Here is a 20,154-nt window from a genome sequence, read left to right as displayed (position 1 = left end):
ACCACGACCGCTCAGCCAGCCACACAGACGCAAGGAGTCAGACATGGGAATGCTCGACGGGAAGGTCGCCTTCATCAGCGGCGCCGCTCGGGGCCAGGGCCGTTCGCACGCGACGAGGCTCGCCGAGGAGGGAGCTGACATCGTCGCGATCGACATCGCAGAGCAGATCGACACCGCGATCCACGACATGGGCACCGAGGAGGACCTGGCCGAGACGGTCCGGCAGGTCGAGGCCCTGGACCGGCGCATCGTCGCGGCCAAGGGCGACGTCCGGGTGCAGGCCGACATGGACGCCGCCGTCCAGAGCGCACTGGCCGAGTTCGGGCACATCGACGTCGTGGTGGCCAACGCCGGGATCTTCTCCTACGCCCCGGCGTGGGAGCTCACCGACGAGCAGTGGCAGGACATGATCGACGTGATCCTGACCGGCACGTGGCGCATGGTCAAGGCCGCCGTACCGTCGATGATCGAGAGTGGCCGAGGCGGCTCCATCATCATCACGAGCTCGACCGCCGGCCTCAAGCAGATCCCGAACAGCGCCCACTACGTGGCCGCCAAGACCGGACTGGTCGGGCTGATGAAGGCCCTCGCCGTCGAGCTGGCCCCGCACAACATCCGGGTCAACACCGTGCACCCCACGACCGTGTCCACGCCGATGATCCAGAACAGCCCGACGTACAAGCTGTTCCGCCCCGACCTCGACGACCCGTCCCAGGACGACGCCATCGAGGCGTTCTCCTCGGTCAACCTCATCCCGGTGCCCTGGGTGGAGCCGCGTGACATCAGCAACGCGGTGCTGTGGCTCGCCTCGCAGGAGTCGCGCTTCGTGACCGGGCACACGCTGCCCGTCGATGCGGGGTTCATGATCAAGTGACTGACTCATCGAGCACACCCGCAGCCCTCACCCCGCTGCGCGTGGGCAGCATCGAGCTGCGCAACCGCATCGCGATGTCGGCCACCGTCAACAACCTCGGGTTGAACCGTGAGATCACCGACGCGCAGATCGCCTTCTACACCGAGCGCGCCGCAGGGGGAGTGGGGGCGATCGTCACCGAGGGCATGTCGGTCCACCCGACATCCATCCCCAACCCGACGGTGCCGCTGGCCTACGACGAGGACCTGGTCCCCGGCCTGCGCCGCCTGGCCGACAGTGTGCACGCCGAGGGTGCGGCGCTGATCGGCCAGTTGTGGCACGTGGGTCGACAGGCGCTGTGGAACCCCGGACTGATCCCCTGGGGCGTGTCGGGGCAGCGAGACCACTACAGCGGATCGACCCCGCATGTCATGACCGAGGCGGAGATCATCGAGGTGATCGAGGGCTTCGTGCAGGGAGCACGCAACCTGCGCAGCGCCGGCTTCGACGGGGCCGAGCTGCACGGCGCCCACGGCTACCTCATCAACCAGTTCCTCTCACCGTCCAGCAACCGTCGCGACGACAGGTGGGGAGGGTCCCTGGAGAACCGGGCCCGGTTCGCGGTCGAGCTGATCAACCGCGTCAGGGCCGCGGCCGGCGACGACTTCGTGGTCGGGATCAAGCTGTCGGTCGATGAGTACATCGAGGGCGGCCTGGACCTCGAGGCGACCCAGGCCATCGTCGAGCACCTCGCGCAGGCGGCGCGTCCGGACTACATCGCGACCGGGCAGGGCAACTTCAGCCCCAGCCTGGAGAAGCACGTGCCCGACCTGCACTTCAAGGACCTGGAGTTCGCCCACCTGCCCCGAGGGGTCCGCGAGGTCTCCGACGGCATCCCCGTCATGGCCGTCTCCAAGGTCCCGGGCATCGATGCCGCCTCCACCCTGGTGGGCGACGGGTCCGCCGACCTGGTCGGCATGGTGCGCGCCCTGCTGGCCGACGCGCACCTGGTGCGCAAGGCGATCGAGGGCACCCCCGCCCGGCCGTGCATCTACTGCAACGTCTGCTGGGACTACATCCACACCGGTCGTGCTGTCGCCTGCGTCTACGCGCCCGACTCCGAGCGACCCACCGACCCGGAGCCCGCCACCGCGGGTGCACCACTGACCGTCGACGTCGTGGGCGGGGGACCGGCCGGGCTGGAGTTCGCCCGGGTCGCCCTGCAACGCGGCAAGCAGGTGCACGTGCACGAGGCCTCGGGTGCGGTCGGTGGCCGGATGCGTCGCGAGGCGCAGGTCGAGGGGCGTGAGGTCTACCAGCAGGCGGTCGACTGGCTCGAGGGCGAGGTACGCCGCCTGGGCGGCGAGATCAGCCTCAACGACCCCGTGGACCTCGGTGAGACCGGCAAGCTCGCCGGCGACCTGACCGTGGTCGCCACCGGGGCCGTCCCCATCCTCACCGAGCTGCCCGGCGTGTCCGACGTACGTTCCCTGGAGGATGTCCTGGCCGACCCTGACGCGGTCCGCGGGCCGGTCGTGATCGTCGACGAGGTGGAGGCCGAACCGGTCTACGGCATCGCCGAGGAGCTCGCGCGGCGCGGTCTCGAGGTCACCATCCTCACCCGACGGGCCGCGCTCGGGCGACGGGTGCCCTACATCAACCTGATCGGAGTGCACCGCAGGCTGGACGAGGCCGGCATCGACGTGCACGTGCTGACGGTTCCCCAGCGTGCCGAAGACGGTCAGCTCGTCGTCTCGCACGCGTTCTCCGGGCGCGAGCGCGTCCTGGGGCCGATCGGCACGCTCGTCGAGGCGGGGCCGTACCGCTCGAGCGTCGAGGACCTCGCCGCGGCAGGTCTCGTCGTGGGCGATGCCAGCGCTCCTCGCGACCTCCTGGCCGCCGTACGTGAGGCGAACACGCACGCGAACTCCGCGATCCTCGATGCGGCGCCAGGCAAGGACGCGGATCGTGCCCTCTGACCGCATCACCGCGGCGCGGGGGCGCCCGCTCGCGGTGCTGGTCCACGAGATCCTGGACCCGAGCGGGGACTCCCTCACGTGGTTGGAGGACCGCGGGGTCCGCGTCGACCGAGGCGTGACCACGTGGTCTGCGGAGACCCTGTCGGAGGACGAGCTCATCGAGCGGGGAAAGGGGCACGTCGCGTTGATGGGGGCGAGCACGCACCGCATCACCCGGCGCGTCATCGAGGAGCTGCCCGACCTCGCCTTCATCTCCAAGTACGGCATCGGGGTCGACGCCATCGACGTCGAGGCCGCCACGGAGCACGGCGTCCTGGTCACCAACACGCCGGTGGTCGAGAACGTCGAGGCCGTGGCGGAGTACACCATCGCGGTGATGCTGGCGCTGCGCAAGCAGCTGCTCTTCTACACCACCGACCGGCTGCGCTCCGGAGGCTGGCGGACCCCGGAGGCCTGGGGGGACTTCGTGTGGCGACGCACGATCGGGCTGGTGGGCTACGGCCGCATCGGACGCGCGGTGGCCCGCCGCCTCCAGGGCTGGGACGTCGAGCTCATCGTCTACGACCCCTACCAGGTCATCGACGACCCGGGGGTGCGCCAGGTCGGGCTCGAGGACCTGCTGCGGGCCTCCGACGTGGTCTCGCTGCACGCGCTGGCGACCGCTGAGAACCGACACATGATCGACGAGGCGGCCCTCGCCCTGATGAAGCCCTCGGCGATCCTGGTGAACTCCGCGCGTGGCTCGCTGGTCGATCTCGACGCACTGCACGACGCGCTCAAGGACGACCGGCTCGCGGGCGCGGCCCTCGACGCGTACGACGGCGAGCCGCCCGAGGTCGACCACCCGGTCTTCAGCCTGCCCCGGGTCATCGCGACGCCGCACGCCTCGGCGTGGGTGAAGGAGACCTTCCAGAGGATCTCGCAGCAGGGCGCGGAGAACCTCTACCTCGCCCTCACCGGGCAGGAGCCGGAGTTCAGCGTCAATCCCTCCGTGTTCAGGTGACCGAGCCGAACCGCTGGTCGGTGCTCGCCGTCAGCGTGCTGGCGCAGACGGGGACGAGCTTCTACCAGTTCGGGGTGCCCTACCTGCTGCCGCAGGTGCAGGGCGCGTTCGACGTCTCGCTGTTCATGGGCTCGATGCTGGTGGCCGCACCGACGGCCGGCATGGTGCTCACCCTGCTTCCCTGGGGGTACGCCGCCGACCGGATCGGCGACCGTCCGGTCATGGTCGCCGGCCTGCTGGGTGCGACAGCGTCGCTGCTGTTCGTGGCGCTGGCCGACAGCGTCGTCGGGCTCGGGCTGCTGCTCATGCTCGCCGGCGGCTTCGGTGCCTCGGTGAACGTCACGAGCGGGCGCGTGGTGCTCAGGTCCTTCGACGCCAGCCGACGCGGTCTGGCGATGGGCGTGCGGCAGGTCGCCCCGCTGCTCGGCATGGCTCTCGCAGCGCTCACCCTGCCCTCCCTCGGCGTGCACCACGGCTACGCCGTCGCACTGCTCGTGCCCGCCCTGGTCTGCCTGGTCGCCGCGTGGCGCGCGTTCGCCGTGCTGGAGGCGGCGCCGGCCCGTCAGCCGGCGCCGCTGCAGCGCAGCCGGTCGCCGTACGCCGGGCCCCGGCTGTGGCGGCTGCACGGGGCCAGCGCGCTGCTGGTCGTGCCGCAGATCGCCGTGGCCAGCTTCGCCTTCCTCTACCTCGTCACCGTGCCCGGCTGGACGCCGCTGGCGGCAGGGGCCGCTCTGGCGGTCGGCATGACCGGTGGCGGGGTGCTCAGGCTGCTCGCCGGCGCCTGGTCGGACCAGGTCGGAGACCGCACGGGCCCGATGAGGATCCTCGCCCTGGTCGCCGTGGGGGTGCTGGGCATCGCGGCCGCGCTGATGGGCGCGGACGTCCCGGGTGCCTCGGTGACCCTGATCGCCGCCGCAGCGCTCACCGCCAGCTGGAACGGGCTCGCCTTCACTGCGGTGGCGGAGACCGCGGGGCCGGCCTGGGCTGGCCGGGCGCTCGGCGTCCAGAACTCGGTGCAGTACGTCACCACCGCGGCCACACCACCGGCCATGGCTCTGGTGATCGGACCTGGACGGTACCCAGGCGCCTTCCTCGCCGCCGGCCTGGTCGGCCTGATCGCGGTGTTCCTCGTCCCGGTGGGGACCCGGACGTCGCCGGCAGTGAGCGGTGCGGGGGGTCACGGTGCCTGAGCTGAGCGTCCGTGCCCGCGGTGCCACCAGCTGGCTCTTCGTGCCGGGGGATCGCCCCGAGCGTTTCCGACGTGCGCTGGACACCGGCGCTGACGTCGTCGTGCTGGACCTCGAGGACGGGGTGGCGCCAGATCGCAAGGATGAGGCCCGGACGAACGTCGTGGCCTTCGTGGAGCAGGAACCCGCTGTGTGCGTGCGGATCAATGGCGCCACCACGGCCTGGCACGACGACGACCTGCAGGCCCTGGCCGGTCGCGAGGTGATGGTGATGGTGCCGAAGGCCGCCGACATCGCCACGCTCGACCACGTCGCGGACCACCTGGCCGCGCACGGCGTGCTGATCGCTCTCCTGGAGACCGCCGAGGGGATCCTCCAGGCGAGCAGGGTGGCAACCCACGCCTCCGTGCACCGGCTGGCGTTCGGGTCCCACGACCTGGCAGCGCAGCTCGCCGTCTCCCCGGACGACCAGAGCGCCCTGCTCCGCTCGCGCAGTGAGCTGGTGCTCGCGTCGGCGGCCGCGGGCCTGGGGGCGCCCGTCGACGGAGTCACGCTCGCCGTACGCGATGACGAGGCACTCTCCCGGGACGTGGCAGCCGCGGCCGCGCTCGGCTTCGGCGGCAAGCTCTGCATCCACCCGTCGCAGGTGTCCCGGGTCCGTGCGCTGTTCCGGCCCTCGCCCGAGCAGCTCGCCTGGGCGCAGGGGATCCTGGCGGCTGCCGCGGGATCCCACGGGGTCGTGCTGGTCGACGGCGAGATGGTCGACGGGCCGGTGCTCGCGCGCGCGGAGCGCATCGTCTGGGCGGCGCGTGAGTGACGATGCGCCGATCGTGGGGTGCGATCATGGCGGGACCGGACGATGATGCCGGGCAGCGGGCGACCTGGGAGGACCGAGGATGGCTGGAGCAGCGGGTCAGAGCGACTCGGGGGCCCCGGACCGGCTGCCTGCCAAGTCCCACGTGCAGTCGGTGGACCGCGCTGTCGACCTGCTGCGCGCGGTCGCGGCGGCGGCAGGTGGTCCGAATGCGACGGTGGCGGCCCTCGCCGCCGCCTGCGGGTTGAACAGGTCGACGGCCTGGCGGATGCTCAGCACGCTCGAGGCCCGAGACTTCGTGGTCGGCGATCGACGCAGCGGTCGCTATGCCATCTCGGTGGGGGTGCTCGAGCTGGCGCGGGCGGCCGGTGACGACGCCCTGGTCGGGTATGCGCACGCGACACTGGAGCGGCTGAGCCTGCAGACCGGCGAGTGGGCCGCGTTGGCCATCTACGACGGCAGACAACTGGTCTGCGTGGACGAGGTGCGACCGCCGGTGGACCAGGTGGGGACGTGGCTGGGTCAGCCCATGCACCACGTGCACGCCCTGTCGTGCGGCAAGGCGTTCCTGGCGTTCAGCCCGCCGGAGACCGTGGAGCCCCTGCTGGGCCCTGAGCTGGAGCGCTTCACCGACACCACCATCACCGATCGTTCGGCGCTCGAGTCGGAGTTCGAGCAGATTCGCAAGCAGGGGTTCGCGGTCTGTCGCGGTGAGTTCATCGAGAACGAGTGGGGAGTCGCTGCCCCGGTGCTGGGTGCCGGACGCCGACCCCTCGCGGTCATCGCGCTCTGGGGACCGGGCGACCGCGGCGGGCAGTCGCGCTTCACCGCGTTGGGGGAGCTCGCCCGCGAGGCCGCCCAGCGGCTCAGCTTCCGGTGAGACCCACCGGGGCCGCGCCTGAGCCTGCTGCGCCTGGGGTCAGGCTGGGGCGAGCCGCTGCGCGAGCCCGGCCACCAGCACCTCGGTGAGGGTGGCGACGACATCGATCTCCGCGTCCGCGGCCACCACCTCGTGGAACAGCGGGAAGTCCGCGCGCGGCAGCCGGGCGGCGTCAGTGCTGAGCTCCGCTCCCTCCGCGAGCGTGGCCTGCTCGACGACACAGCCGAGGATCGCCAGCGAGACGCTCTTGACGGCGGTGTAGGACTCGCGGACGTCCAGCCCGGCCCGGTGGAAGGCGGCCATGCCGACCTCGAAGGTCGCCGAGGCCCCCGGGCCCTGCACGGGGCGACGCAGCAGCACCGCTGATGCTCCCGGGTGGGCGCGGGCCATCCGGGCGGTCGCATCGACGAAGCGGCGTACCCACTGTTCCCACTCGACCTCGCCCAGCGGCAGGTCGGCCTGCGCGAACAGCTCCTCGACCACCCCGTCGAGCAGCGCCTCCTTCGTGGGCACGTGGTTGTACAGCGAGGTCACGTGGACCCCCAGCACGGAGGCCACCCGGCGCAGGCTGGTGGCGTCGAGCCCGTCGCGATCGGCGACCTCGACGGCGCAGCGCAGGATCCGATCGCGGCTGAGTGGCAGGGGAGTCGTCGCAGTCACTTGACGAAGTCTAACGCACAGACCTACAGTGTAGACCTACAGTGTAGGTAACCAAGGAGAAGTGATGACTCAACTTCAGGACAAAGTCACCGAGCTCGCCGCGGAGCTCGAGGTGCCCGGCGTCGCCGTCGGCGTGATCCACGAGGGCGTCGAGCACTATGCCTATGCCGGGGTGACCAGTGTGGAGAACCCGCTGCCGGTGGACGACACGACGCTGTTCCAGTTCGGCTCGACCGGCAAGACCTACACCGCGACCGCGATCATGCGGCTGGTCGAGCAGGGCCGGCTCGACCTCGACGCACCGGTGCGCACCTACGTCCCCGAGCTCAGCCTGAAGGACGAGGACGTCGCTGCGCGGGTCACCGTCCTCCAGCTGCTCAACCACACCGCAGGGTGGGAGGGCGACCTGATGGAGGACATGGGCAACGGCGACGACTGCCTGGAGAAGTACGTCGCGCGCATGGCCACGATCGAGCAGGTCACCCCACTCGGCGCCACGGTCTCCTACAACAACGCCTCGCTGTCCCTGGCCGGACGGGTGATCGAGAAGGTCACCGCGACGACCTACGAGCAGGCGATCAGCGACCTCCTGCTCGGTCCACTCGGGATGTCCAGCACCTGGTTCTTCCCCAACGACGTGATGACCCGGAGGTTCGCCGCCGGCCACAACCGGCAGGAGGACGGCAGCATCACCGTCGCCCGGCCCTGGGCCATCCCGCGCAGCAGCACTCCGGCCGGCGGACTCAGCGCGACCGCGCGGGACCAGCTCGCCTGGGCGCGCTTCCACCTCGGCGACGGTACGGCGCCGGACGGGACGCCGGTGCTGAGCCGGGAGAGCCTGCAGCTGATGCAGCAGCCGACCGCGGACATGCGGGGCAGCGCCCTGGGGGATGCGGTCGGGATCAGCTGGCTGCTCGCCGAGGTGGCCGGAGTGCGGACCGTCGGGCACGGTGGGACCACCAACGGTCAGCACTCCGAGTTCACGATGGTCCCCGACCGGGACTTCGGGCTGATCTCGATGACGAACTGCGGCCCCAACGGTCCCCAGCTCAACCAGGCCCTCGTGCGTTGGGCGCACGAGCACTTCCTGGGCCTGGTCGAGGTGGAGCCGGAGCCGATCCGGCTCCCCGATGCCGAGCTGGCGGCCTACACCGGGCGCTTCGAGACGATCGCCGCCGTCGTGGAGATCTCGGGTCGAGACGGCCGGCTGTCCGCCGCGATCAGCATGAAGCCCGAGATGGCCGCGGTCCTGCGTGAGCAGGGGGAGGAGGTGCCCGAGCAGCCGCCCTTCGTGCTGGCGATCCTGGCCCGACACCCGGACCGCTACGTCGTCGACGAGGGACCTGCCAAGGGCATGAAGGGCTACTTCGCGCGGGCCGCGGACGGCTCGGTCGACGGGGTGCACCTCGGGGGCCGTCTGGCCACCCGCGTGCTCGCTTCCCTCTGAGAGGACCCCCACCGTTCGCCGGTTCGTTCGGGCCGACGGACGGTGGGGTTCAGGTTCGTCGCCCGCGATGAACATGGGGCCTGGTGAACGCTCCTACGATCCCAGACATGAGCACGCTGAGCGAGGTCGAGGTCTGGATCGCCGCCAACCTGCCCGCCCTGATCGAGAAGTACGACGTGCCGGGCGCGGCCGTTGCCGTGCTGTGCGACGGTGTGGTCGTCGACCACGCCGCGGGTGTCCTCAGCCGGTCGACCGGGGTGGAGGCCACCCCTGACTCGGTGTTCCAGATCGGCTCCATCACGAAGGTGTGGACCGCCACGCTGGTCCTGCAGCTCGTGGACGCGGGCCTGGTCGACCTCGATGTCCCGATCCGCACCTACCTTCCGGAGTTCCGGATCGCTGACGAGGCCGCGGCGGCCCGGATCACCACCCGCCAGCTGCTCAGCCACACGGCGGGCTTCGAGGGTGACATCTTCACCGACACCGGCCTGGGTGACGACTGCGTCGAGAAATACCTCGGGGTGCTCCACGACGTGCCCCAGCTGTTCCCACCCGGTGAGCAGTTCTCCTACAACAACGCCGGCTACTGCGTGCTCGGCCGCCTCGTCGAGGTGCTGCGCGAGCTGCCCTACGACGAATGCCTCAAGCAGCACCTGTTCGCGCCGCTCGGCCTGACCCACGCCGCGACCAGCCCGTATGACGCCATCCTTTTCCGGGCAGCGGTGGGTCACATCCAGGCCGAGCCCGGAGGCGAACTCGTGCCGGCACCGGTGTGGGCGTTGGCCCGATCGAACGCACCGGCGGGCTCGATGCTCGCCATGCGTCCACGCGACCTGCTCACCTTCGCCGCCCTGCACCTCGACGATGGGCTCGCCGCGGACGGCAGCGTCGTCCTCCAGGCGGCCAAGGTGGCCGCGATGCAGGAGCCCCAGGTCACGCTCCCCGAGCTCGGCCTGATGGGAACCCACTGGGGGCTGGGATGGGAGCTGTTCGAGACGCCGGGCGGCACGGTCGTCGGCCACGACGGCAGCACCATCGGTCAGTCCGCCTTCCTGCGCATCCTCCCCGAGAAGGGCGTGGCGGTGGCGCTGCTGACCAACGGCGGCGACACGTTCTCGCTCTACCGCGAGATCGTCGCCCACGTGCTGTCCGAGCTCGGCGACCTGACCCTGCCGGCGCTGCCCGCGCCCCCGGCCGAGCCGGAGGCCATCGATGCGAGCCGGTACGTCGGCACCTACTCCGCGGAGGTCTTCGACCTCGTCGTCAGCCAGGACGACGACGGCCGGATCTGGCTGGACATGACACCCAAGGGCGTCGCGGTGGAGATGGGCGAGGTCGCCGAACGCAAGGAGCTCGTCCACTACGCCGGTGACAGCCTGATCCCGCTCGAGGCGGATCGCGGGATGCACCTGCCCCATGCCTTCGTCGGCGACGACGGCGCCGGCCATGCCCTCTACCTCCACGTCGGACGCGCCGTACGGCGTGCCGGCGCCTGACCCCCAGCCCACCGATGAACAGGAACCCGTCCATGAAGCTGACCGTGTCTGCCCTCGGGCTGTGTGTCACCACCGCCCTGCTCGCCGGTTGCGGGGGCAACGACGCCCCCGCGTCCTCCTCCGGCGGAGGTGACCTCGTCGACGGCGCCACGTTCACGATGGCGGTCTCCTCCGACCCCGGCAACCTCGACCCGCAGATGGCGGCCGGCAGTGTCCTGTTCACCGTCACTCAGCTCGCCTACGACCCCCTGTTCAGCGTGAACCCCGAGACCGGCGACATCGAGTCAGCCCTGGCCACGGAGTGGGACGCCACGGGCACGACGGTGAACCTCACCCTGGCCGACGCGATCACGTGTGCCGACGGCACCGAGCTCACGGCCAGTGATGTCGCGGACAACCTGAACTTCGTGGCGGACCCGGCGAGCAAGAGCCCGTTCCTGGGCACCTTCCTGCCCGTGGGGGCGAAGGCGACCGCCGACGACGCGGCGCGGACGGTCACCATCAAGCTCACGAGCCCGGCGCCGTTCGTGCTCAACGGACTGGCCAGCCTCCCGATGGTCTGTCCCGGCGGCATGACCGATCGCGCGAGCCTGGCCCGGGCCACGAACGGCACCGGCCCGTACGAGCTCACCGAGGCCGCGCCCGGTGACCACTACACCTACGAGATCCGCGACGGCTACACCTGGGGCCCGGACGGGGCGACGACCGACACCAAGGGCCTGCCTGCCACGGTCGTGATCAAGGTCGTCGAGAACGAGACGACCGCGGCCAACCTCCTGCTCTCCGGGGACCTCAACGCGGCCGCGATCCTGGGGCCGGACGCCACCCGTCTGGAGAAGGCCGGACTGTTCGTCGCCGAGACTCCGGCTCTCGTGGGGGAGCAGTGGTACAACCACGCGGAGGGCCGGGCGACGAGCGACCCCCAGGTGCGGATGGCACTGACCCAGGCCCTCGACCTGGAGAAGATCCAGAGTGTCCTGACCTCCGGCAAGGGCGGTCCGGCCACGGCGCTGGCGGTCAACCAGCCCAGCTCCTGCCCGGGTGACTCGGTGTCCGGCTCCCTGCCGGCCCACGACCCGGATGCTGCTGCGGCGCTGCTCGACGAGGCCGGCTGGACGCTCGGCAGCGACGGGGTCCGCGCCAAGGACGGCGCTCGGCTCGACCTGACCTTCCTCTACCAGAACAACACCGGCTCGGCCGGTGCGGCCGCGGCCGAGCTCGCCGTGCAGGACTGGAAGGACATCGGGGTGAAGGCGACCGCGAAGAGCCAGAACGAGGGAACCCTGACGCAGACCATCTTCGGGGCTGGGGACTGGGACGTCACCTGGATCTCGCTCAACGTCAGCAGCCCCGACCAGGCCGTGCCGTTCCTCTCGGGACCGGCCGCGCCCGACGGGACGAACTTCGCAGCCATCCAGAACGCCGACTACGACGCGCTGGTCAAGAAGGCCATGGCCATGCCGGGCGTGGAGGGCTGCACCACCTGGCTCGAGGCCGAGTCCGGCCTCATCGCCAACGCTGACATCGTCCCGTTCGCGAACAGCACCGTCCAGACGTTCGGTGCCAAGGCGGAGTTCCAGACCCCCGGCCAGCTCATCCCGACCAGCATTCGCATGATGGCGAAGTAGGCCGTCGGAGATGACGACGGCGGACTCGGTCGCCGGGCCGGCACCCGCGGTGGGTGCCCTCTCGGGCCTCACCTCCCACCGCTGGGTGCGCTTCGGCGTACGGCGCCTCGGGCGGCTGCTCGGATCGCTGTGGGTGCTGGTGACGGCGTCCTTCCTGATGATCCACCTGATCCCCGGAGACCCGGTCCGCGGCGCGATGGGACCCACCGCTCCCGCGGCCCTGGTGGCGGCCAGACGGGAGGCGCTGGGGTTGAACGACCCGCTCCTGACGCAGTACTGGCACTACCTGCAGGGACTCTTCACCGGTGACCTCGGCACCTCGCTGATCTCCCAGCTGCCGGTCTCCGACGTGATCGCGCAGCGACTCCCGGCCACCCTCCAGCTCGCTGTGCTCGCCTTCCTGCTCGCCGTCGGCCTGGCGGTCCCGGTCGGCGTCGTCATGGGTGTGCTCACCCGGCGGGGCCATGGGCGCCGCAGCGAGCTGGCCTTCACGACGACCAGTGTGGTGATCGGGACCATCCCCGACTTCCTCGTCGGCGTCGGCCTGGTCTACGTGTTCGGCGTCCATCTCGCCTGGCTGCCCGTGGCCGGCAACGACACCGCGGCTGCCTACGCGCTCCCGGTCATCTCGCTGGCCGTCGGCCCGGCCGCGATCCTCTCGCGGATCATCCGCGTGGAGATGGTGACCGTGCTCCAGGCCGACTTCGTGCGGACCGCCCGGGCCAAACGCCTGCCGTCGCGCACCGTCTACCTGGGCCACGCCCTGCCCAACGCGCTCACCGCAGCCCTCACCCTCAGTGGGCTGCTGCTCAGCTCGATGGTGGCCGGCACCGTCCTGGTGGAGAGCGTCTTCGCCTGGCCCGGTCTCGGGAGCACGATCGTGTCCTCGATCCTGGCCAAGGACTACCCGGTCGTGCAGGCGATCGTCCTGGTCTACGGCGTGGGCGTGCTCCTGGCCAACAACCTCGTCGACGTCGCCCTGGCGCTCCTCGATCCGCGCTCGATGATCGCAGAGGACTGACGTGACCCGCCGCATGCTCCGAGTGCTGCGCACCCCTCTCGGCCTGACCACCAGCGCGCTGCTGGCCGGCGCCCTGCTGTTGGCGGTGCTGGCCCCGATCCTGTGGTCGGACGAGGCGAACGTGGTGGACACCGACCGCATCCTCGCGGGCCCCTCGGCCGAGCACTGGGCCGGCACTGACAACCTCGGCCGGGACATCTTCTTCCGGGTGCTCGTCGCGACCCGCCTGTCGATGGAGCTCGCCCTGATCGCGACCGCCATCGGTGTGGTCGTGGGTCTGCTGCTGGGCAGCGCGCCCCTGCTCCTGGGCCGTCGGCTCGGTCGGCTCGTGACCACCGCGGTCAACATCGCGGTCGCGTTCCCCGGGTTGCTGCTTGCCCTGTTCTTCGCGGTGATCTTCGGCGTGGGCGCCACGGGCGCGGTGCTGGCGATCGGGCTGGCGAGCGCGCCGTCCTTCGCGCGGCTGGTGCAGACCCTCGTCGCCGGGATCGCAGGGCGGGACTTCGTCTCGGCGGCCCGCGTCGCCGGAGTGGGGCGGTTCCGCATCCTGGTGCGCCACGTGCTGCCCAACATCGGCGAGCCGCTGGTCGTCAACGCCACCATCGGGGCTGGCGGGTCGCTGCTCGCCTTCGCCGGTCTCTCCTTCCTGGGCCTCGGTGTCCAGGCCCCGAGCTATGACTGGGGCCGGCTGCTCTACGACGGCATCGGGATGATCTACCTCAACCCGGCCGCGGCGTTCGCGCCCGGCCTCGCCGTGCTCCTCGCGGGACTCGCGTTCAACCTCTTCGGTGAGTCCGTCGCCAAGGGCCTCGGGGTCTCGGTGGTCGGTGGGGTGCCGCTCACGGCCGAAGCTGCGGAGGGCACCTCGATCCAGGACGTGACCCAGTCCGGTGGGATCGCCGACGGCCCGGACGCGGCCGCCACCGAACTGGTCCTCGACGTACGCGACCTGCGGGTCACCTTCCCCGGGCCGAGCGGGCCCATCCGGGCCGTGCGAGGCGTGTCGTTCTCGGTGCGCCGCGGCGAGGCCGTCGGCGTGGTCGGTGAGTCGGGATCGGGCAAGTCCCTGACCGCCCTCGCGGTCTCCCAGCTCGTCGATGACCCGGGACTGGTCGAGGCCAGCCGGCTCGAGCTGCTCGGCACCGACCTGCGACGGGGCCGAGCCAGTGCCCACCGTCACCTGCTCGGTACGTCGCTGGCGATGGTGTTCCAGGACCCGATGACCTCGTTCAACCCCACCCGCCGCATGGGCAACCAGCTCGCCGAGGTCTCTCGCCACCACCAGGGGTTGAGCCGACGCGAGGCGTTCGCCCGGGCCGTGGACCGGCTGGCTGCCGTCCGGGTGCCCGATGCCGAGCGACGAGCCAGGCAGTACCCCCACGAGTTCTCCGGTGGCATGCGTCAGCGGGCCATGATCGGCATGGGCTTGATGGGCAGCCCGTCGCTGATCATCGCCGACGAGCCCACCACTGCCCTGGACGTCACCGTCCAGCAGCAGGTGCTCGACCTGCTCCGCGCCATCCGCGAGGCCGACGACGTCGCGTTGGTGCTCATCAGCCATGACGTCACCGTGGTCGGCGAGGTGTGCGACCGCGTCCTGGTGATGTACGCCGGGCGCATCGTCGAGGACCTGCCGGCTGCCGGCCTCAGGGCGTCCGCCCAGCACCCCTACACGCGGGCGCTGCTCGCCGCCGTACCCGACATGGAGACCGACCTGGACCGCCCGCTCGCGGTCGTCCCCGGCCGGCCCGTCGACCCCTCCGACACCCCAGCTGGATGTGCCTTCGCTCCCCGGTGCCCGCTCGCCGACGACCGCTGCCGGGCCGAGGACCCACCGCTGGCGCCCGCTGCGGACGGCAGCCGCGTGGCGTGCTGGCACGCTGGTGAGCCTCTCGGCCTGACCGAGCACACCGGCGAGCTCATCGAGGTGGACGGCCGATGAGCGAGCTGCGCTTCGAGGACGTGGTCGTCCGCTACGGCACCCCGCGCCGGCCCTTCACGGCCGTCGACGGCGTCAACCTGGTGGTCCCCGACGGGCAGGTGGTGGGCCTGGTCGGCGAGTCGGGCTGCGGGAAGTCCACCCTCGCCCGAGCCGCCGTGGGTCTGGCCCCCCTGCACTCCGGCCGGATCCTGCTGGACGGGCAGCCGGTGCCGCACCGTGGCCGGCGCCGACCACTGCAGATGGTCTTCCAGGACCCCTACTCCTCGCTCGACCCTCGGATGAGCATCGCCGACAGCGTCACCGAGGCGATCCCGCCCGGTTGGTCGCGCGCGGAGCGCCGGGCCGAGGCCGAGCGGTTGCTGGAACTGGTCCAGGTCGACCCCGCGAAGGCCCGGGCACGTCCCTCGGAGCTCTCCGGCGGTCAGCGCCAGCGCGTCGCGCTGGCCAGGGCCCTGGCCGGTCAGCCGAAGGTGGTGATCGCCGACGAGATCACCTCAGCCCTCGACGTCTCGATCCAGGGCGCCGTGCTCAACCTGGTCCGCGAGCTCCAGCGCGAGCTCGGCCTCTCGATGCTCTTCATCTCCCACAACCTGGCCGTCGTGCGCTACGTGGCCAGCCATGTCGCGGTCATGTACGGCGGCCGGATCGTGGAGCAGGGTCCTGCCGAGCAGGTCCTGACCGACCCCCAGCACGACTACACCCGCCAACTGCTGGCCGCCGTGCCCGGCTCGCGGTCCACCCCCACCCCCGCCCCCACCGCAAGGAGCACGTCGTGACCCGACGGATGCGCATCAACGACCTGACCGACCTCGCAGTGCCGTCCCAGCCAGCACTGTCTCCCGACGGGGCCCAGCTGGCCTACGTCCTGCGGACACTGGACGCCGAGGCGGACCGTCCGGTCGACCAGCTCTGGCTCGTGGGTACGGCGGGGGGCAGCCCGCGACGGCTCACCAGCGGCACCTCCGACTGTGCTCCCGCGTGGGCGCCGAACGGATCCCGGCTCGCCTTCCTGCGCGCCCAGGACGGTCCGGCCCAGATCTGGCTCCTGCCGGCAGCAGGCGGCGAACCGACCCGGGCCACGCACCTCGAGCTCGGTGCGGCCACCCCGGTGTGGAGCCCGGACGGCACCCGGATCGCATTCACCGCGCCGGTCGATCCCGCTCCTCGCGGCAGCGGTCCGATCGTCACCGACCGGCTCGACTACCAGGCCGACGGGGCCGGCATGTTCGGTGCGATCCGCAGCCAGGTGCACGTCCTCGACGTGGCCACGGGCGAGTGCCGGCAGCTGACCGAGGGTCCCGAGCATGCCGGTGAGCCCGCGTGGTCACCCGACGGCCACACCCTGGCGTTCACCCGCCGGGTGGGCGCCGACAGCGACCTCACCTTCCGGACCGCGGTGCACCTCCTGGAGGTCGATGCCCCCCGCGCCCGGCCCCGCGTGGTCGGCTTCAACGACGGCATCGCCGCGACCGTGTCCTACCTCGAGGCCGGAGACGCTCTGCTGGTCGTCGGCTGGCCCGGCGACCTGGTCGGCCATGCCCACCTGTTCCGGCTTCCCCTCGACGGGGGCGACCCGGTCGACCTGACCGGCCACCTCGACCGCAACGTCATGCCGGGTGCCACCGCCTACCCCGGGGCCCGCCCGCAGGAGACCCCGGACGGCATCCTGTTCTGCCTGCGTGACCGCGGCTGCACCCACCTGTGGGCGGTGGACGGGGACTCCGCCCGGCCCCTGCTCGACGGCGACGGCCGAGTAGTCTCCGGGCTGTCGGTCGCCGGTGGCAGCGCAGCACTGGCGCTGGCGACCCCCACGTCGTACGGGGAGATGGTCCTGGTCGACCTGGGCACCGGGACCGAGCGCCTGCTGACCGACCACGGCGCCGTGCTCGCCGAGGTCGAGCTGTTCGAGCGCACCGAACGCACGTTCACCATCAGCGACGGCACCGACGTGCAGGCCTGGCTGATCACCGACCCGGCCGGCTCGGGGCCACGCCCCCTCCTCGTCGACATCCACGGTGGTCCGCACAACGCATGGAACTCCGCCGCCGACGAGATCCACCTCTACCACCAGGAGCTGGTGACCCGTGGGTGGAGCGTGCTGCTGGTCAACCCGCGTGGCAGCGACGGCTACGGCGAGGCGTTCTACGACGGCGTCAACGGCGCGTGGGGGGTCGCGGACGCAGCCGACTTCCTCGAGCCCGTCGACGAGCTGGTCGCCGAAGGTCTGGCAGATCCCGACCGACTGGCCGTCGCGGGCTACAGCTACGGCGGATTCATGACCTGTTACCTCACCGCCCACGACGACCGGTTCGCCGCAGCGGTCGCGGGAGGGGTGGTCAGCGACCTGGTCAGCATGTACGGCACGTGCGACGACGGCACCTGCCTCAGCAGCTTCGAGCTCGGCGGCACCCCGTGGGAGCAGCCGGAGGCCTACGCCGCCATGTCGCCGCTCACCCGGGTGGCCGACGTGCGCACCCCCACCCTCGTGATCCACGGCGGTGGCGATCTCACCTGCGCGGTCGGTCAGGCCCAGCAGTGGCACACCTCCCTGCGCGAGCTCGGGGTGACGACCCAGCTGGTGATCTACCCCGACCAGCCGCACGCCTTCATCCTCACCGGCAGCCCGTCGCACCGCACCGACTTCAACCGCCGGGTCCTGGACTGGCTCGAGCAGTACGCCGTCGCCGACGGGAGGCCCCGCATCGACGCCGCGCACTGGCAGCACCGCCTCGCCGAACTGGCGGTCCGGCACCGCGTGCCTGGCGCGCAGCTCGGCCTGCTGCGCTGCTCGGCGCAGGGCGAGGACGAACTCGTGTCGGTGGCGCACGGCGTACTCAACCAGAGCACCGGGGTGCCGGTCACCGCCGAGTCGGTCTTCCAGATCGGCTCCATCACCAAGGTCTGGACCGCGACCGTGGCGATGCAGCTGGTGGACGAGGGGCTGCTGGAGCTGGACACCCCCATCGTGGAGGTGCTGCCGGACCTGCGGCTGTCCGACCCCGACGTGACCAAAGGGGTCACGCTGCGTCACCTGCTGACCCACACCAGTGGGATCGACGGCGACGTCTTCACCGACACCGGTCGCGGTGACGACTGCCTCGAGAAGTACGTCGCGCTGCTCGGCGAGGCCGGCCAGAACCATCCGCTGGGGGCCACCTGGTCCTACTGCAACTCGGGCTACTCGTTGCTCGGCCGGGTCATCGAGCAGGTCACCGGGAGCACCTGGGACCAGGCCCTGCGCGAACGGCTCTTCACCCCGCTGGGGCTCGAGCACACGGTGACGTTGCCCGAGGAGGCACTGCTGCACGGTGCCGCGGTGGGGCACGTGGACCACGAGGGCGAGCAGCTGGTGGCGCCGGTGTGGATGCTGCCCCGGTCGCTCGGGCCGGCGGGCCTCATCACGGCCACCGCACGCGACGTCCTCGGCTTCGCGCGCCTGCACCTCAGCGGCGGACTCGCAGAGGACGGGACGCGTGTCCTGGCCGCTGCGAGCGCCGCTGACATGGCGGCCCACCACGCCGACCTGCCGGACAAGTACATCCTCGGCGACTCGTGGGGCCTGGGCTGGATCCGGTTCGGCTGGGACGGGCACCGGGTCATCGGCCACGACGGGAACACCATCGGCCAGGCGGCGTTCCTGCGCATCCTCCCTGAGGCGGGCCTCGCGGTCACCCTGCTGACCAACGGTGGGAACACCCGCGACCTCTACGAGGACCTCTACCGCGAGATCTTCGCCGAGCTCGCCGGCGTCACTGTCCCCGACCCCCTCACCCCGCCCGCGGTGCCCGTCGAGGTCGACGTCACGCCGTACCTCGGCACCTACGAGCGGGCGTCGGTGGAGATGGAGGTGTTCCTCGGCGAGGGCGGCGAACCCCGGCTGCGGACCACCGTCACCGGCCCGATCGCCGAGATGGTCCCCGACCCGGTGGAGGAATACCCGATGGTCCCGGTCGGCCCCGCGCTCTTCGCGGTCAAGCCGCCCGAGGTGGAGACCTGGGCGCCGGTGACCTTCTACGAGCTGCCCACCGGGGAGCGCTACGTGCACTTCGGTGCCCGCGCGACGCCCCGCGTGGAACGACCATGATCAGCCTGTCCGAGGTCCTCGGCGACCTCCGCGACCTGGTCGAGTGCGAGTCGCCCTCCGACGACCTGGCCGCTGTGGCGCGGTCCGCCGAGGTCCTCGCCCGGGTCGGCACCAGACGCCTCGGCGTCGAGCCGGAGCGGATCGTGATCGAGGGTCGAACACATCTGCGCTGGCGTCTGGGCAGCGGACCGACCGAGGTCCTGCTGCTCGGTCACCACGACACCGTCTGGCCGCTCGGGTCGTTGGCCACCCGACCCTTCTCCGTCGAGGCCGGCATCATCCGGGGACCAGGGTGCTTCGACATGAAGGCAGGAGTGGTGATGGCGTTGCACGCCGCTGCCGAGCTCCCGGACCGCGATGGGGTCACCATCCTGGTCACCGGTGACGAGGAGCTCGGATCGCCGAGCTCGCGTGCGCTCATCGAGCAGGAGGCAGCCGGTGCCTCGGCGGCCCTGGTGCTCGAGGCCTCCGCCGATGACGGTGCCCTGAAGACCGAGCGCAAGGGGGTCTCGGTCTACGACGTCCTGGTCCAGGGCAGATCCGCGCACGCCGGGCTCGAGCCCGAGCTGGGTGTCAACGCCACACTCGAGTTGGCCCACCAGGCACTGGCCGTGAGTCGCCTCGGTGACCCGGAGCTCGGTACGACGGTCACGCCGACCGCCGCCCGCGCCGGCACGACCACCAACACCGTGCCGGCGCAGGGATCGTTCTCGGTGGATGTCAGGGTCATCTCGCGCACCGAGCAGGACCGCGTCGATGCCGCCATGCGCGGGCTGCGGGCCGTGCTGCCCGGGGCCTCGCTCGACCTGGTGGGCGGCGCGAACCGCCCGCCCCTGGAGGCGGCGGCGTCGCAGGCCCTCTTCGAACAGGCCCGCACGACCGCGCGTGCTCTCGGGCTTCCGGACCTGACCTGCGCCTCGGTGGGAGGGGCCTCCGACGGCAACTTCACCGCCGGCGTGGGCACGCCCACCCTCGACGGACTGGGAGCCGTGGGGGGAGGGGCGCATGCCGAGCACGAGCACGTGGTGCTCGATCAGCTCGTGCCCCGGACCACCCTCCTGGCGGCCCTGGTGACCGATCTGCTCGCCCGTCGGTCGGTGGCGACCAACCGGGTCCACGCAACTGGTGGGCCGCGACCATGACAGCCGAGGAGAACGTGA

At 71.4% G+C, this 20,154-nt stretch carries 15 protein-coding genes; 14 read left to right on the top strand and 1 reads right to left on the bottom strand.

The window, feature by feature from the left end; genetic code table 11:
* Positions 1-43 precede the first annotated feature (43 nt).
* The 6 genes from AB7I40_RS03635 (at position 44) to AB7I40_RS03610 (ending at position 6,716) form a co-directional block, all read left to right on the top strand.
* A complete protein-coding gene (locus AB7I40_RS03635; protein WP_428343684.1) occupies positions 44-874 on the top strand; it encodes a mycofactocin-coupled SDR family oxidoreductase in 831 nt (276 codons plus the stop codon).
* Positions 871-2,832: an FAD-dependent oxidoreductase gene (locus tag AB7I40_RS03630; protein ID WP_428343683.1), complete on the top strand. Its 1,962-nt coding sequence runs from the start codon at positions 871-873 to the stop codon at positions 2,830-2,832. The genes AB7I40_RS03635 and AB7I40_RS03630 overlap by 4 nt, the downstream gene beginning before the upstream one ends.
* Positions 2,822-3,835, top strand: a complete 1,014-nt coding sequence (locus AB7I40_RS03625; protein ID WP_428343682.1) for a phosphoglycerate dehydrogenase — start codon at positions 2,822-2,824, stop codon at positions 3,833-3,835. Before AB7I40_RS03630 ends, AB7I40_RS03625 begins: the two co-directional genes overlap by 11 nt.
* Entirely contained in the window at positions 3,832-5,025 is a 1,194-nt protein-coding gene (locus tag AB7I40_RS03620) for an MFS transporter (protein ID WP_428343681.1), read from the top strand. The genes AB7I40_RS03625 and AB7I40_RS03620 overlap by 4 nt, the downstream gene beginning before the upstream one ends.
* On the top strand, positions 5,018-5,839 hold the full coding sequence (locus AB7I40_RS03615; RefSeq protein ID WP_428343680.1) for an HpcH/HpaI aldolase/citrate lyase family protein: 822 nt from the start codon (positions 5,018-5,020) through the stop codon (positions 5,837-5,839). The genes AB7I40_RS03620 and AB7I40_RS03615 overlap by 8 nt, the downstream gene beginning before the upstream one ends.
* Positions 5,840-5,918: 79 nt before the next feature.
* The gene (locus AB7I40_RS03610) at positions 5,919-6,716 is read left to right on the top strand and encodes an IclR family transcriptional regulator (protein WP_428343679.1); all 798 of its coding nucleotides are present in this window, start codon (positions 5,919-5,921) and stop codon (positions 6,714-6,716) included.
* Positions 6,717-6,755: 39 nt separating this feature from the next.
* On the opposite strand, the gene AB7I40_RS03605 is transcribed toward AB7I40_RS03610, so the two are convergent.
* On the bottom strand, positions 6,756-7,376 hold the full coding sequence (locus AB7I40_RS03605) for a TetR/AcrR family transcriptional regulator (RefSeq protein ID WP_428343678.1): 621 nt from the start codon (positions 7,374-7,376) through the stop codon (positions 6,756-6,758).
* A 64-nt stretch (positions 7,377-7,440) separates the two neighbouring features.
* Between AB7I40_RS03605 and AB7I40_RS03600 the strand changes: the two genes are divergently transcribed.
* From AB7I40_RS03600 to AB7I40_RS03565, 8 genes are all read left to right on the top strand, one after another.
* Complete coding sequence (locus AB7I40_RS03600) at positions 7,441-8,823, top strand: serine hydrolase domain-containing protein (RefSeq protein ID WP_428343677.1); 1,383 nt, start codon at positions 7,441-7,443, stop codon at positions 8,821-8,823.
* A 107-nt stretch (positions 8,824-8,930) separates the two neighbouring features.
* A complete protein-coding gene (locus AB7I40_RS03595; RefSeq protein ID WP_428343676.1) occupies positions 8,931-10,319 on the top strand; it encodes a serine hydrolase domain-containing protein in 1,389 nt (462 codons plus the stop codon).
* A gap of 32 nt (positions 10,320-10,351) precedes the next feature.
* On the top strand, positions 10,352-11,947 hold the full coding sequence (locus AB7I40_RS03590) for an ABC transporter substrate-binding protein (RefSeq protein WP_428343675.1): 1,596 nt from the start codon (positions 10,352-10,354) through the stop codon (positions 11,945-11,947).
* Between the two features lie 10 nt (positions 11,948-11,957).
* Complete coding sequence (locus AB7I40_RS03585) at positions 11,958-12,968, top strand: ABC transporter permease (protein ID WP_428343674.1); 1,011 nt, start codon at positions 11,958-11,960, stop codon at positions 12,966-12,968.
* 1 nt (position 12,969) lies between these two features.
* Positions 12,970-14,910, top strand: a complete 1,941-nt coding sequence (locus AB7I40_RS03580; protein ID WP_428343673.1) for a dipeptide/oligopeptide/nickel ABC transporter permease/ATP-binding protein — start codon at positions 12,970-12,972, stop codon at positions 14,908-14,910.
* Positions 14,907-15,686, top strand: a complete 780-nt coding sequence (locus tag AB7I40_RS03575) for an ABC transporter ATP-binding protein (protein ID WP_428343672.1) — start codon at positions 14,907-14,909, stop codon at positions 15,684-15,686. Before AB7I40_RS03580 ends, AB7I40_RS03575 begins: the two co-directional genes overlap by 4 nt.
* Positions 15,683-18,994: a serine hydrolase gene (locus AB7I40_RS03570; RefSeq protein WP_428343671.1), complete on the top strand. Its 3,312-nt coding sequence runs from the start codon at positions 15,683-15,685 to the stop codon at positions 18,992-18,994. Before AB7I40_RS03575 ends, AB7I40_RS03570 begins: the two co-directional genes overlap by 4 nt.
* Entirely contained in the window at positions 18,991-20,136 is a 1,146-nt protein-coding gene (locus tag AB7I40_RS03565; protein ID WP_428343670.1) for a M20 family metallopeptidase, read from the top strand. The genes AB7I40_RS03570 and AB7I40_RS03565 overlap by 4 nt, the downstream gene beginning before the upstream one ends.
* Positions 20,137-20,154: the final 18 nt, after the last annotated feature.

Origin of the sequence: Nocardioides sp., assembly GCF_050246775.1 — a bacterium.
In the GTDB taxonomy this organism is placed as follows: domain Bacteria; phylum Actinomycetota; class Actinomycetes; order Propionibacteriales; family Nocardioidaceae; genus Nocardioides.
Note: the sequence above shows the minus strand (reverse complement) of the source record. Positions and strands in the feature narration are given on the sequence as shown.

Excerpts from the sequence above, each read along its gene's own strand:
- AB7I40_RS03590 (WP_428343675.1), top strand. The coding sequence starts at position 10,352 with ATGAAGCTGACCGTGTCTGCCCTCGGGCTGTGTGTCACCACCGCCCTG.
- AB7I40_RS03575 (WP_428343672.1), top strand. The coding sequence starts at position 14,907 with ATGAGCGAGCTGCGCTTCGAGGACGTGGTCGTCCGCTACGGCACCCCG.
- AB7I40_RS03600 (WP_428343677.1), top strand. The coding sequence starts at position 7,441 with ATGACTCAACTTCAGGACAAAGTCACCGAGCTCGCCGCGGAGCTCGAG.
- AB7I40_RS03595 (WP_428343676.1), top strand. The coding sequence starts at position 8,931 with ATGAGCACGCTGAGCGAGGTCGAGGTCTGGATCGCCGCCAACCTGCCC.
- AB7I40_RS03585 (WP_428343674.1), top strand. The coding sequence starts at position 11,958 with ATGACGACGGCGGACTCGGTCGCCGGGCCGGCACCCGCGGTGGGTGCC.
- AB7I40_RS03565 (WP_428343670.1), top strand. The coding sequence starts at position 18,991 with ATGATCAGCCTGTCCGAGGTCCTCGGCGACCTCCGCGACCTGGTCGAG.
- AB7I40_RS03635 (WP_428343684.1), top strand. The coding sequence starts at position 44 with ATGGGAATGCTCGACGGGAAGGTCGCCTTCATCAGCGGCGCCGCTCGG.
- AB7I40_RS03610 (WP_428343679.1), top strand. The coding sequence starts at position 5,919 with ATGGCTGGAGCAGCGGGTCAGAGCGACTCGGGGGCCCCGGACCGGCTG.